This window comes from Heterorhizobium halophytocola (assembly GCF_017873095.1).
Classification (GTDB): Bacteria; Pseudomonadota; Alphaproteobacteria; order Rhizobiales; family Rhizobiaceae; genus Allorhizobium; species Allorhizobium halophytocola.
This window is the reverse complement of the sequence record NZ_JAGGJU010000008.1, coordinates 259473-272607: the sequence shown is the minus strand read 5'-3', so window position 1 is coordinate 272607 and position 13135 is coordinate 259473. Positions and strand designations below refer to the sequence as shown.

The 13135-nt window shown below is 66.4% G+C and carries 14 protein-coding genes and 1 tRNA gene; 9 read left to right on the top strand and 6 right to left on the bottom strand.

Annotated features, from left to right (window positions below; translation table 11 throughout):
• Positions 1 to 111: 111 nt before the first annotated feature.
• Together J2Z17_RS15995 and J2Z17_RS15990 are read right to left on the bottom strand one after the other, a co-directional pair.
• Complete coding sequence (locus J2Z17_RS15995) at positions 112 to 402, bottom strand: FecR family protein (RefSeq protein WP_209946620.1); 291 nt, start codon at positions 400 to 402, stop codon at positions 112 to 114.
• 147 nt (positions 403 to 549) lie between these two features.
• On the bottom strand, positions 550 to 855 hold the full coding sequence (locus tag J2Z17_RS15990) for a hypothetical protein (RefSeq protein WP_209946619.1): 306 nt from the start codon (positions 853 to 855) through the stop codon (positions 550 to 552).
• A 291-nt stretch (positions 856 to 1146) separates the two neighbouring features.
• On the opposite strand from J2Z17_RS15990, the gene J2Z17_RS15985 reads away from it, so the two are divergent.
• Both J2Z17_RS15985 and J2Z17_RS15980 read left to right on the top strand, forming a co-directional pair.
• Positions 1147 to 2091, top strand: a complete 945-nt coding sequence (locus J2Z17_RS15985) for an NAD(P)-dependent oxidoreductase (protein ID WP_209946654.1) — start codon at positions 1147 to 1149, stop codon at positions 2089 to 2091.
• Positions 2088 to 2381, top strand: coding sequence for an Rdx family protein (locus J2Z17_RS15980; RefSeq protein WP_209946618.1), 294 nt, complete (start codon positions 2088 to 2090; stop codon positions 2379 to 2381). Before J2Z17_RS15985 ends, J2Z17_RS15980 begins: the two co-directional genes overlap by 4 nt.
• 58 nt (positions 2382 to 2439) lie before the next feature.
• Here J2Z17_RS15980 and J2Z17_RS15975 read toward each other — a convergent pair whose 3' ends face one another.
• Complete coding sequence (locus J2Z17_RS15975; RefSeq protein ID WP_209946617.1) at positions 2440 to 2808, bottom strand: BA14K family protein; 369 nt, start codon at positions 2806 to 2808, stop codon at positions 2440 to 2442.
• A 280-nt stretch (positions 2809 to 3088) separates the two neighbouring features.
• Between J2Z17_RS15975 and J2Z17_RS15970 the strand changes: the two genes are divergently transcribed.
• Positions 3089 to 3175 (top strand) — tRNA-Leu (locus tag J2Z17_RS15970).
• Between the two features lie 102 nt (positions 3176 to 3277).
• Here J2Z17_RS15970 and J2Z17_RS15965 read toward each other — a convergent pair.
• Genes J2Z17_RS15965 through J2Z17_RS15955 form a run of 3 tightly spaced genes read right to left on the bottom strand, consistent with a single transcriptional unit; the run spans position 3278 to position 7534 of the window.
• Complete coding sequence (locus J2Z17_RS15965; RefSeq protein WP_245224147.1) at positions 3278 to 4915, bottom strand: acyl-CoA dehydrogenase family protein; 1638 nt, start codon at positions 4913 to 4915, stop codon at positions 3278 to 3280.
• Positions 4916 to 4925: 10 nt separating this feature from the next.
• Positions 4926 to 5684 carry an SDR family NAD(P)-dependent oxidoreductase gene (locus J2Z17_RS15960; RefSeq protein ID WP_209946616.1) on the bottom strand — a complete coding sequence of 253 codons (759 nt, stop codon included), beginning with the start codon at positions 5682 to 5684 and terminating at the stop codon, positions 4926 to 4928.
• A complete protein-coding gene (locus J2Z17_RS15955) occupies positions 5681 to 7534 on the bottom strand; it encodes a feruloyl-CoA synthase (RefSeq protein ID WP_209946615.1) in 1854 nt (617 codons plus the stop codon). The genes J2Z17_RS15960 and J2Z17_RS15955 overlap by 4 nt, the downstream gene beginning before the upstream one ends.
• 150 nt (positions 7535 to 7684) lie before the next feature.
• Here J2Z17_RS15955 and J2Z17_RS15950 point away from each other — a divergent pair, with 150 nt between their 5' ends.
• The 6 genes from J2Z17_RS15950 to J2Z17_RS15925 all read left to right on the top strand — a co-directional run bounded on the left by J2Z17_RS15950 (position 7685) and on the right by J2Z17_RS15925 (position 12915).
• A complete protein-coding gene (locus J2Z17_RS15950) occupies positions 7685 to 8479 on the top strand; it encodes a crotonase/enoyl-CoA hydratase family protein (RefSeq protein ID WP_209946614.1) in 795 nt (264 codons plus the stop codon).
• Entirely contained in the window at positions 8472 to 8957 is a 486-nt protein-coding gene (locus tag J2Z17_RS15945) for a MarR family winged helix-turn-helix transcriptional regulator (RefSeq protein ID WP_245224146.1), read from the top strand. Before J2Z17_RS15950 ends, J2Z17_RS15945 begins: the two co-directional genes overlap by 8 nt.
• Entirely contained in the window at positions 8954 to 9829 is an 876-nt protein-coding gene (locus J2Z17_RS15940; RefSeq protein WP_209946613.1) for an amidohydrolase family protein, read from the top strand. Before J2Z17_RS15945 ends, J2Z17_RS15940 begins: the two co-directional genes overlap by 4 nt.
• 58 nt (positions 9830 to 9887) lie before the next feature.
• A complete protein-coding gene (locus J2Z17_RS15935; protein ID WP_209946612.1) occupies positions 9888 to 11003 on the top strand; it encodes a C4-dicarboxylate TRAP transporter substrate-binding protein in 1116 nt (371 codons plus the stop codon).
• Positions 11004 to 11074: 71 nt separating this feature from the next.
• Complete coding sequence (locus tag J2Z17_RS15930; RefSeq protein WP_209946611.1) at positions 11075 to 11608, top strand: TRAP transporter small permease; 534 nt, start codon at positions 11075 to 11077, stop codon at positions 11606 to 11608.
• Positions 11605 to 12915 (top strand): TRAP transporter large permease, encoded by a 1311-nt coding sequence (locus tag J2Z17_RS15925; RefSeq protein WP_209946610.1) that lies wholly within the window; start codon positions 11605 to 11607, stop codon positions 12913 to 12915. Before J2Z17_RS15930 ends, J2Z17_RS15925 begins: the two co-directional genes overlap by 4 nt.
• Positions 12916 to 13135 lie beyond the last annotated feature (220 nt).

Sequence of the window (13135 nt, the reverse complement as noted above, 5' to 3'; positions counted from 1 at the left end):
AGCCCTTCCATGTGGTGACAGATCCGGCCTTTCCGGCCAGGAAAAAAGACCGCCCGCCCTGATCGGGCGAACGGTCTTTTGCTTGTCGTCGCTGTGACCTGGCTCACCCGCTCAGGGCTTGGCAGCCGGCGTATCGGTTGTCGAGGGGTCCGTCTGGCTCCCGTCGGCACCGGGCTTGGTCAACGGCAGTTCCGCGGACTTTGGCTCGGTTTGCTCGACTTGCGGCGTCGACGCGGTGGTCACCGGATCGGTGTCCTTGCCGCCCATGAACCACCAGGCCGCAAGCCCGACCACCAGCACTGCGACCAGCGCGAGCCAGGGCGATTGCGCCGGCCGGCGCGGTGGCAGTTCCGGTCTTTCGAGCTTGGCGCGGGCTTCGTCCGGATCTCTTTCCAGTTCCATGGGGGTTCCTCCTGGGTGTCGTTTGCAGGAACAATGGTCGGCAATGGCCAAAGGTTCCCAGCAGCCCGGAAAACGTCGCATGCAGCAGAAGTGCCGCCCGCCTCCGTAGAGACGAGCGGCCTTTGAAGTTAGCCGTTCTGGCGCGCCTTACGGCTTGGGGGCGCTCTGGTCGGGCGCGACCGGGGTCGCGTCGTTGCGAGCCGGTGCGTCCGTGCTTGCGTCCGGCGCGGTCATGGTATTCGGCTGCGGCGCCGTGTCTGTCACGGCCGGCGGCGTGGTCGACGACGTGGTCGTCGGATCGGTTGCCGGGCCGCCCATCATGCTCCAGACGACAACGCCCAGCACCACGACGGCACCGATGGCAGCCCAGGCCCAGGCGCCTGCGCGGGCCGGACGGCGCGGGGTCGTATACACGTCGGGACGCTCTTTGTTCAGATTGGGATCGTAAGTCATATCGCTCTCCTCCTGTATGACTGAATTGAAAATGCCAATCCCGGTTTTTTGTTCCAGCGCCCGCTACCTTATGGTGCAGTTTCTCGGCCATGCACGGCGCCATGAGCGGACGCATGCGGGCGTGCTCGCGAGGACGCCCTGCCGCCCGCCGCAAGCATCGCGCCTGAACTGGGCTTGCGCCAGATCGATCCCAACCCGGCCCCGCCGTTGCGTCCCGGCCCGGTCGGCAAGACGGTGGACCCTGACCAGGGGCTCAGCCCGGCTTTTGGATATGTCATCGCGATCGACCGGATGACGCGAGCCGGCGTTTACGGTTATGGTCCGGCCTCGAAAGATCGGGAGATGGACCATATGACTGCACTCAAAATCGGGATTGCCGGCCTCGGGCGCATGGGAGGCGCGATGGCCGAGCGACTGGTCGGCCAGGGCTTCGAGGTCGCCGGCTGGCGGCGAAGCGGCGTGGGGCCGCAGGAAGCGGCCACGCTGAAGATCACCGCATGCGAAACGCTGGCGGCGCTCGCTGCCGCCTCCGACATCGTCATTCTGGCGCTGCTCGATGACGAAGCGGTCGATGCCGTCCTTTCTGGCCTCGTCGACACCGACATCGCCGGGCGGCTGATCGTCGATACCAGCACCGTCAGTCCGCAGACGCTGACGGCCCATCAGGCGGCGTTTGCCGCGCGGGGTGCTTGCCTGATCGATGCGCCCATCGCTGGCGGTCCGGACATGGTGCGCATCGGCAGCATCGGTCTTTATATCGGTGGAGACGCGGCCGATGTCGCCCGCTTCATGCCGGTCGCCGAGGCCCTGTCCGGCCGTATCCTGCATGTCGGACCGCTCGGCCACGGGGCGGCCGGCAAGCTCGTCAACAACATGATGCTGCTCGGCTACTGGCAGTGCCTGAAGGAGGCCTTGCTGCTCGGCCAGAAATGCGGCCTGGACCGCGACACGATGATCGGCCTGCTGTCCGGCAGCCCGGCGGCAAGCGGTGCCTTCAAGGCGCGTATCCCGGTAATCCTCGGCCAGACGGACGCGGTCGGCTTTTCGATCGCGGGCGCCTTGAAGGATGCGCGGCTCGTCGATTCCGTGGCCACCGCGCTCGATCAGCCGATCCCGGCCATGCGGCTTGCGCAGCAAAGCTTCGAGGCTATGGTGGCGGCCGGCTACAGCGCGGCGGATCTCGCCGTCATGGTGCGCCACGCCGTTGAAACGACAGAGCAACGAGACCGCCCATGAGCATCGGACCCCGGATCAGCATTCTCTATTGCACCCAGTGCAACTGGCTCCTGCGTTCCGCCTGGATGGCGCAGGAACTGCTGCAGACCTTCGGCCCGGATCTCGGCGAAGTGGCCCTCATCCCCGCCACCGGCGGCCGATTCGAAATCCGCGTCGACGGGGCACTCGTCTGGGAACGCAAGCGCGATGGCGGCTTTCCGGGCCCGAAGGAGCTGAAGAAACTGGTGCGCGACGTCATCGACCCCGAACGGGATCTCGGTCACGTCGACCGGCCATCGGGCTCGGCCTGACGGCAGAGAACATCCCGACGGCGGGCGCGAAGGCCCGCCATCGGGGACGCGCCTTGCCCTAGCGATAGGGTGAGTAGCAGCGATGGTAGCGACCGTCATAGCCCTTGTAGCGGTCGGTCGCCGGACTGTAGGACCGATAGCGCCCCAGGCACCAGCGGATATGGGCCGAGCGTCCGTAATGGCGCGGCGGCGGGGCTGGCCGGTAGTGGTCGCGGCGATGCCGGTGCCGGTCATAATGGCGCGGGCGATGCCGGTGGCGGGTGTCGAAACAGCCGCGCGGGCCACAGACGATACGGGCATCCACCATATCGCTGCGCGATGCACCCTCGATGGCCGTCACCGGCATGGCAGCCGTGGCGATGGCCGGCTCGAAGCTTGCCAAACCGAAGACGAGGCCGATCAGCCCCTTGGAAATCCTGTTCATCATTCCTCTCCTACATTACAACAACGGCATATGTGTCATCCCCTTGCGGCGACAAGGTGACGCCGGGCGAATGCCCTCGACCCGCTGGGCTGCTTCGCCGCGGAGACCGCATGACTGTTGCGGACGCGGCGAACAGAGGGGGGCATTGCTGGAAAAATTCACCGCCCGGCAAAAAGCTTGAGTTGGAAAACCCCGCATTGCGCGGGTTTGTGCGGTCCCGACATGAAAACGTCAAAAAAGCCAGTTGACACTCCCCGGCACTGCCTTTACACGGCTCCTCGTCGCCCAGATGGCGGAATTGGTAGACGCGCCAGCTTCAGGTGCTGGTACTCGCAAGGGTGTGGAGGTTCGAGTCCTCTTCTGGGCACCAATTTCACGATTGACAGTCGCGCAAGCGATTGGGAAATCAACAAAAAAGCCCGGTTCAAGCCGGGCTTTTTTGTTGCCTGGATGCCGGCCGGGGATGGCCGCTTCAGCGGCACAGCCGCCCGAAAAGGGCAAGCTCGGCCCGCAGCCTGTCGACGCTTTGCCGCAGTTCATCCTCTCCCAGACCGACAGATCCCAGGCGGCGCAGCATCCAGATCGAGACGAGGCACCAGAACGCCCGCAAAAAGCTGTCGGCCCGCTCCAGTCCCGCCTCGGGTGTCGCTTTCAATGCCTGCATATGCGCCAGAAGCGCGCGGAATTCCTCGACCGCCTCCATGCCCGACCGGGCAAGCGCGCCACCCCCCAATGCGATATCGGCCGCGGCACGCTCAAGACAGATCTCCAGCCCCATGCCGCCGTCGCGCCAGAGCCTTCGGGCCAGGAGATCGATCGCCTGCATGCCGGTGGTGCCCTCGTAGATCGACATCACCCGCGCATCGCGCAGATGCCGTTCCAGAGGCCAGTCCTTCGTATAGCCGGCGCCGCCCAGCACCTGGATGCCGGCACTGGCAATATCGAACCCGGCCTCGGCCCCGAAGGTCTTGATCAGCGGCAGCAGCGTCCCGGCAAAGTCGCGGGCGGCGGCACGGTCGGGCGGATCCTGCGCAATCCTGGCAAGATCCATGGCGCAGGCGATTTCCAGATGGGCGGCGCGCAGGATTTCGGTGCGGTGACGCATGGAGCGCAACTGCCGGCGGACATCCGGATGGGCGGCAATCGGCACGGCGGGCGCATCCGGCGCGCCGCCCTGCCGCCGCTCCCGCGCATAGGCCTCGGCGATGTCGCAGCAGGCCGATGCCAGCCCCAGCCCCTGCCCGCCCGTCTGCAGCCGCATCTGCTCGATCATGGCGAAGAGCTGCGGCAGGCCGCGCCCCGCCTCGCCGAGCAGGATCGCCTCGGCCGCCTCGAAGCGTAGCGCGCAGGTTGGCGAACCGTGCAGACCCATCTTCTCCTCGATGCGCTCCGGCGTTACGCCGTTCGGCCGGCCGTCGGCATGCCGGTCAGGCACGAGAAACAGGCTGAGGCCGCGCGTGCCGGCTTCCTCGCCGGTCCGGGCCAGCAGGCAATGGCCGATCCGCCCGCAGAGATCGTGATCGCCGAACGAGATCCAGACCTTCTGCCCCGTCACCCGCCAGATGCCGTCGTGCCAGGCAGCAGCGGTGCGGATGCGACCGACATCCGAGCCGGCGTCCGGTTCGGAAATGCAGATGGTCGCGGCCCAGTCTCCGGCAAGCAGTTTCGGGATCCAGCGGTCCGCCGTCTCCGCATCGGCAACCGCAGCCAGCAGATGGCAGGCGGCGCGCGCGCTTCCCGCCGCCATCATCAGCGACATGCAGCCCCGTTCGAACAGCGGCGCGCAGGCGGCCTGCACGGCAAGCGGCAGACCGCTGCCGCCATGGCACTCGCCAACATCGATGCCGATCCAGCCGGCTGCGGCAAATTGCCTGTAGCCGGCGGCAAAGCCCGGTGGGGTGACGACACGGCCGTTCTCGATGCGGCAGCCGATCCTGTCGCCGACCGCGTCGAGCGGTGCCAGCACCCTTTCCGCAAACGAGGCGGCCTCGCCGACGATCGCGGCCACGGTCTCGTCGTCGCAGTCCTGCCGCAGCGACCGGAGCCGCTGCCAGCCGGGCGTGACGGCGAGAAGCGCCAAGGTGCGGTCGGCCTGATCGGAAAAGCTCAAGGCCCGCGCCTCACTTCGGCGCGAGCCGCAGCGCGCCGTCGAGACGGATCACCTCGGCATTCAGATAGTCGTTCTCCACCGCAAAGCAGACGGCGGCGGCGAATTCTGCGGGGTCGCCGAGCCTGTTCGGATAGGGAATGGCAGCGGCAAGCGCGGCCTGCGCCGCCTGCGGCAGTTCGTCCATCAGTGGTGTCAGAAACAGCCCCGGCGCGATGGTGTTGACCCGGATGCCGACCCGCGCCAACTCGCGGGCCACCGGCAGGGCCAGCGAGACGATCCCGCCCTTCGACGCCGCATAGGCCGCCTGGCCGATCTGGCCGTCGGTCGCCGCCACCGAGGCGGTGTTGACGATGATCCCGCGCCCGCCACCCTCAAGCGGCGAAAGCCCGGCCATGGCCTCGGCCGAGAGCCGCAGCATGTTGAAGGTGCCGATCAGGTTGACGCGAATGGTGCGCTCGAAGTCGGTCAGTGGCATGACGCCGTCGCGCGGCAGGATCCGGCCGGCACCGCCGATGCCGGCGCAATTGACGAGGATGCGGAACGGAGCCCCTTCGCCGGCCGCCGCGATGGCGCGCGCGCCGTCCGCCTCGCTTGCGACATCGCCCTCCACCGCCCGTCCCCCGATCGCTTCTGCCACGCGTCTTGCGGCTTCGCCATTGCGGTCGAAGATGACGATATCGGCGCCGCGCTGCGCCAGTTCCCGCGCCGTCGCTTCGCCGAGCCCCGAGCCGCCGCCCGTCACCAGGGCCGTCGCGCCGTCGATCCTCATGCCGCCTTCTCCGTCCCGATCACGATCACGTCGCGGCCGCCGGCGTAGAGCGCCTCGACCAGCTCGGCGCGATTGCGCAGCATCGCCCGCTGGTTAACCGACCCCTTGTCGGTGATCTCGCCCCGGTCGAAACGCGGCGGCTCCGCCAGCAGCATCAGCCTGACGATCCGGCTGGCCGAGCCCGTCGCGCGGCGCGCATGCTCGGCCAGTTTCTCCGCCAGGGCATGCCGCACCGCCGGAGCCGCCATGACCTCCTGGTCGCTCATCGCCGCCCCGCCCTCGACCAGCGCCCTCAGCACCGGCAGGACCGGCAGCACCAGGGCGCCGAGTTCGCTGCGATCCGCCCCGGTGATCACCGCGTCGCGGATCAGCCCGCCGAAATCGTCGACCAGCTGCGCACGCAGCTTGCCGACGGCGACCCAGGTGCCGGTATCGAGCTTGAAGTTTTCCGCAATCCGCCCGTCGAAGAAGAAGCCGGCCTTCGGATTGCCCGGTTCGGCAAAGCGCACGGCATCGCCGATCCGGTAGAAGCCCTCCTCGTCGAAGGCCTCGGCGGTCAGCTTCTCGTTGCGCCAGTAGCCGGGCGTGACGTTCGGCCCCTTCAGGCGCAGCTCGTATTTGTCCTCGCTTGGCACCAGCTTGACGGTGATCCCCTGCGCCGGCAGGCCGATATTGCCGGCGGCGTCCTGATGCTCGGTGCAGAACAGGGCAAAGGGGGAGGTCTCCGTCGAGCCGAGACCGGTGCCCAGAATGATCCGGTGACCGACGGTTTCCTCGCAAAGCCGCAGCAGTTCGTCCCAGGTGTGCTGCGCCATGCCGGCGCCGGCATAGAGCATGAATTGCATCCGCCGGAAGAAATTCTGTCGCAGCGCCTCGTCTTCGCGCATCGCCCGCACCAGCATCTCGTAGCCGGCCGGTACGTTGAAGAACCAGGTCGGCGAGATCTCGCGCAGATTGGCGATCGTCACCTTCATCCCCTCGGGATTGGGCCGGCCGAGATCGATGTAGAAGGTGCCGCCATTATAGATCACCAGGTTGAACACCTTGTTGCCGGAGGCCGTGTGGTTCCACGGCGCCCAGTCGACGACCACCGGCGGCTCGTCGCGCAGGAAGGCATAGCAGTCGGCCACCATTTCCTGGTTGGAGCAGAGCATGCGCTGGGTCTGGATCACCGCCTTCGGCGACCCCGTTGTTCCCGAGGTAAAGAGGAATTTCGCCACCGTATCGGGCCCGACCGCGTCATAGGCGGCCTCGACCGCCGGCCCCGGATGCGTGCCGAAGGCCTGGTCGAGCGTCACCACCCTGCGGCCGAGCGCAACCGGGGCCTCGCAGAGAAGCGGAACGGAAGCATCGAAGACGGCCTCGATGGCCGGAACGAAGGGGGTCGGATCGGCCGCAAAGACAAGGCCCGGCGTGATCTGTTCGGCGATCTCGCGCAGCTTGCCGAAATCCTCCGAAACCAGCGCGTAGGCTGGCGCGATCGCCGCCGAGGGTATGCCGACATATTGCGCGGCAAGGGCTGCGACCGCATGGGCAATCGAATTTTCCGACAGGATCAGCACCGGCTTTTCAGACGAGAGCCCGAGATCGAGAAAATACTGGGCAAGGGCCCGGATCTGCCGATGCGCCTGGCCATAGGTCAGGCGGCGCCAGCCGCCGGTGGCATCCCGCTCGGCAAGCCAGTCCCGTTCGGGCGCGACCTCTGCCCAGTGGCGGAAGCGCTCGGTGATCTTGTCCGGATAGGGACCCAGCGGATCGTCCCGCCAGATCAGAAATGTGCCGTCCGTCCGCTCATGCCATCTGAGCCTGGGCGACCAGACAGAGGTCGCCGCACTGGCTGCGTTTCCCATGACCACTCCTCCCAGATCCAGTCACGAACCACCGATATGTGGAGCGCCTCCCGCGCTCGAATTTTGTTTACAAGGAAACAATCGCCCTGTAAACAAAACTCAATCGGCCACGCGCCGCAAAAGACGTGCATGGGAGAGGGAGGTCTTCAGATGAGCGACATGACGGTGGGCGACTTCGTCACCTATGAGCTTGTCGACGACATCGCCCATGTCGGCCTCAACCGCCCGGAAAAGCGCAATGCCATCTCCGACCGCTTCGTCGAGGCGATTGCCGCGGCCGTCGCGCGGGCCGAAAGAGAGGCCAAGGCCGCCGTGCTCCATGGCCACGGCAACCATTTCTGCGCCGGGCTCGATCTTGCCGAACACGTGCAGAAGACGCCGATCGAAGGGGTGCGCGGCTCGCGCCGCTGGCACGCCGTCTTCGCCGGCATCGAGCACGGCACCATCCCCTGGTTTTCCGCCCTGCACGGCGCCGTCGTCGGCGGCGGGCTGGAGCTGGCCGCCGCAACCCATATCCGGGTCGCCGACGAGACCGCCTTCTTCGCACTGCCCGAGGGCCAGCGCGGCATCTTTGTCGGCGGCGGCGGCTCGGTGCGGGTCGCCCGGCTGATCGGCGTCGCGCGGATGACCGACATGATGCTGACCGGCCGCGTCGCCTCGGCAAACGAGGCCGAGCGCTGGAATGTCGCGCAATATGTGGTGCCCGCCGGGCAAGCCCGGGCAAAGGCGCATGCGCTTGCCTGCAAGGCGGCCAGCAATGCACCCCTTTCCAATTACGCGGTGATCAACGCCCTGCCGCGCATCCAGGACATGGCCAAGGAAGACGGCCTGTTCGTCGAAAGCTTCATCTCGTCCTTCACCACCACCAGCCCGGAAGCGGAAGAGCGCCTGCGCGCCTTCCTCGAAAAGCGGGCCGGCCGGGTGCAGGCGCCGGGCAATGCGTGAGGCCGCCACCATGGACGTGACCACCCGCACCGCTTCCCCCGTCGCCGTCGGCGAGCTTGGCCAATCCCTCGGCTTCCTGCTGCGCCTGGCGCAGCTGCAATCCTTCGAGGACTTCTTCTCCGCCCACGGACCGCAGGGGCTGAAGCCGGGCGAATTCTCCGTGCTCTTCGTCATCCACCGCAACCCCGGCATCCGCCAGAGCGCGCTCGGCCAGCGGCTGATGATCAAGCGGGCGCACATGACCAAGCTGATCCGCGCCTTCGAGGACAGGGGCCTGGTGTCGCGCCGCATCCCCGACGAGGACCGGCGCGCGATCGAACTGACCTTGACCGATGCCGGCATCGCCGCGCTCGACACGGCAAGCGGCGCCTTCTTCGCCTATGAAGAGACGACCGGCGCGCCGCTGACCTTGATCGAACGCGATCGTCTCGTGGCGCTGCTGCGGAAGTTCACCGGGATCGACGAGGTCGCCGGATGAATATCGACGACCTCATCGCCATCGATGTCCATACCCATGCGGAAGAGCCGTGCTGCGGCCCGCGCGACGACGGCTATGACGAATTCCAGGCCGGCATGGCCCGCTATTTCAACAACCCGGCCGGCGCCGAGGGCATGCTGCCGACGGTGCAGGACACCGCCGCCTATTACCGCGAGCGCAAGATCGGCTGCGTCATCTTTCCCGTCGATGCCGAGCGCGAAACCGGCTTTCGCCGCTACGAGAACGAGGAAGTCGCGGCGATTGCCGCCGACAATGCCGACATCATGATCCCCTTCGCCTCGATCGATCCGGCCAAGGGCAAGGCCGGCGCCCGCGAGGCCCGCCGGCTGGTGCGCGACTTCGGCGTCCGGGGTTTCAAGTTCCACCCGACCATGCAGGGCTTCTTTCCCAACGACCGCATGGCCTATCCGCTCTACGAGGCGATCGCCGAGGAAGGCGCGGTCACGCTCTTCCATACCGGCCAGACCGGCGTCGGCGCCGGCATGCGCGGCGGCATGGGCATGCGGCTCAAATATTCCAATCCGATGCATCTGGACGACGTCGCGGTCGACTTTCCCGACATGCCGATCATCCTGGCGCACCCCTCCTTTCCCTGGCAGGAGGAGGCACTGTCGGTCGCGACCCACAAGCCCAACGTCTACATCGACATGTCCGGCTGGTCGCCGAAATATTTTCCGCCTGTTCTGGTGCAATATGCCAACACGCTTTTGAAGCACAAGATGCTGTTCGGCTCCGACTGGCCGGCGATCACGCCCGACCGCTGGCTCTCCGATTTCGACAAGATTGCCATCCGGGACGAGGTCAGACCCCTCATCCTGAAGGACAATGCGAGGACACTGCTGAAACTCTGACGACCTGACTACCTGACTATGGAAAATGCCTACGTGTTTAGACTGGGAGGATTTGAACATGAACCGCATGCTATCGATACTGGTGGGACTGGCGGCACTTGCCGCCTCGACCGCCGACGCCCGTGAACTGCGGGTGGCACCCGGCGCCCCGCCGGCCCACCCGTCCAACAGCCATCTCTACCAGAAACTCGTCGAATACCTGCCGGAGGTCTCCGACGGCCAGTTGACCGGCCAGCTGCTCGGGCCGGAAGTCGTCTCGCTCGGCCAGATGAAGGACGCGCTCCAGAGCCAGCTCGTCGAGGTCGGCAATATCCTGCCGCTCTATTTCCCGGCCGACCTGCCGAACATGGCGCTTGCCGGAGAACTGGCGCTATCCGGCCGCGAGCCGCATGCCATGGCGGCCGCCATGACCGAATACATGGTCACCTGCGATACCTGCCAGCAGGAGCTGAAGAAGTTCGGCGTCGTCTATCTCGGCTCCGGCTCGTCGGATGTCTATGCCATCCTGACGAAGAAGCCGGTGAAAACAGCCGAGGACCTCAAGGGGCTGCGTCTTCGAAGCGGCGGGGCGCCGTTCTCGCGCTTTGCCGAGCATTTCGGCGCGGTGCCGGCCAATATCCCGGTCGGCGACACCTTCGAATCCATGTCGCAGGGCGTGATCGACGGGTCGATGGCCTCGGTCGGTGACCTCCTGTCCTTCCGGCTCGTAGAACTGGTCAAGGACGTGACCCTGGTGCCGCTCGGCACCTATCATGCGACCTCGGACTTCACCGTCTCGGGCACTACATGGGAAAGCCTGTCGCCCGAGGAACGCAAACAGCTGGCGACGGCGGCCAACAAGGCCAATGTCGATTTCACCCAGCGCTGGGGCTACGAGATGGCGGCGGAGGCAACCAAGGCCGCCAAGGACGCCGGGATCACCTTCGTCGACCCGGACCCGGCTTTCGTCAAGGCGGTCCAGGACTTTGCCGAGGCCGACAAGGAGACCGCCGCCAAGGTCGCGCAAGAGCGCTTCGGCTTCACCGACGCCGGCGACCGCGTCGCCCGCTTCTCGGCGCTGGTCGACAAGTGGAACGGCATCTTCCAGGAGGTGAAGGGCGATCCGGCGGAGCTGACCAAGCGTCTCGACAGCGAGATCTGGAGCAAGGTCGACTTCTCCACCTACGGTACCTGATGGCCAAGGGGCCGGCGGCCGATGCGCTGCCGGCCCGACTTTCCTATCGCTCGCATTCGGGAAACCGCCTGATGTCCCGCACGATCTTTCTGCTGACCGGTCTCGCCGACCGCCTGTCGCGCCTGCTCGCCTTCGTTGCCGGCATCGGCGTGATCCTGATGATGGTCCATGTCTGCGCCGATGTCGTGGCGCGGGTGATCACCGGCGCATCGCTGCCGGCGACCGTCGAGATCGTCTCCTATTACTACATGATCATCGTCGCCTTCCTGCCGCTCGCCTGGGTGGAATGGAAGGAACAGATGGTGAGCGTCGAGATCATCGAATTCCTGCTGTCGCCGGGGCTGCGCCGCGCTTCGGATGCCGCGGTCGCGCTGCTGTCGACCGTGATCTACGGCGTGATGACCTATGCGACCTGGGCGACCGCCATGAAGAACTTCCACACCGGCACCTTCGTCGTCGCGCTGCAGACCAAGATCGTCACCTGGCCGGGCTATATCCTGCCGACGCTCGGCTTTGCGCTCGCCGCCCTGATCACCGCCATCCGGCTTTTCCAGCTGGCAAGCGGCACCGAGCGGCCATTACGCACCGGGGACGTTGCCGCATGAGCGTCGAAACAGGTCTCTACGGGATTGCCATTCTCGGCCTGCTGCTGATCCTCAGGGTGCCCGTCGCGCTCGCGCTGATCGCCGTCTCCTTCGGCGGTATCGCCGTGCTCATCGGCCTCAGGCCCGCCGTCGGCATCGTTACCTCGACGCCCTACAGCTTCGTTGCCAGCTGGACGATGAGCGCGGTGCCGATGTTCCTGCTGATGGGTTTCGTCTGCTTTCATGCCGGCCTGACGGCCAACCTGTTTACCGCCGCCAAGGCGGTGCTGCACCGGGTGCCGGGGGGCCTTGCGATCTCGTCGATCTTTGCCTGCACCGGCTTTGCCGCCGTCTCCGGCTCGTCGATCGCCTGTGCCGCTGCCATGGGGAGGATCGCTATCCCGGAAATGGTCGAGGCCGGCTACCGGCCGAGCTTTGCCGCGGGCGCCCTTGCCGCCGGCGGCACGATCGGCGCGCTGATCCCGCCCTCGATCCTGATGATCGTCTACGGCGTCTTTGCCGAGACATCGATCACCCAGGTCTTCATCGGCGGCATCGGCGTCGGCCTCCTGACCGCGCTTTCCTACTGCCTCGTCGTCTTCGCCCTTTGCTGGCTGCGGCCGGATATCGTGCCGCGGCGCCTGCATCACGATGCCGAGGCGGGAAGTGCGCTTGCGGCCCTTATCCGTATCTGGCCGCTCGGTCTGCTGGTCCTGCTGGTCTTCGGCGGGCTGTTTTCCGGCTATTTCACCGCGACCGAAGCCGGTGCCGTCGGGGCCGGCGGCGCGGTGATCCTGTCTGCGGTCACCGGCAGGCTCGATCGCCGAGTGATCCGGATCTCGCTGCTGGAGACGCTGTCGACCTGCGCATCGCTGTTCATCATCGGCATCGGGGCCTCGATGTTTACCCGTTTCCTCGGGATCACCGGGCTGTCGGGCTTCCTCGGCTCCTTCGTGTCCGACGCCGATCTCGGCTATGGCGCGCTGATGACCATCATCGTCGTCATCTATCTGGCGCTCGGCATGTTCATGGAACCCTTCGGCGCCATGCTGGTGACGCTGCCGGTGATCCTGCCGGTGCTGAAATCCGAGGGCATCAGCCTCGTCTGGTTCGGGGTGCTGGTGGTCAAGCTTTTGGAAATCGGCATGATCACCCCGCCGGTCGGGCTCAACGTCTTCGTCATCAAGAATGTCGCGGCCCGCTATGTCAGCGTCGTCGACGTGTTCAAGGGGGTCACCCCGTTCATCCTTGCCGACCTTGTCGTCGTCGTCGCCACCATCACCTTTCCCGCCCTGGCGCTGGCCCTGCCGCAATGGCTGGCGCAGTGAGGGGGCCGAAGCACGGGAAGGGGCTCGCGCCCACGGCAGGCACGGCTTGCCCGGCCGGACCAAACGACGAGGCGTTGACACGCATCTGTGTACATGCATTCTAATTCAGCAGGCTGTTTCAGGGAGGAGAACCGGGACACATCCGTCGCAGCACGCTTACGGTCAGCAAGCCCGCTCCGGTGCATGCGGCCGACAAGGGCCGACTGCAGCCGCCCCGCGA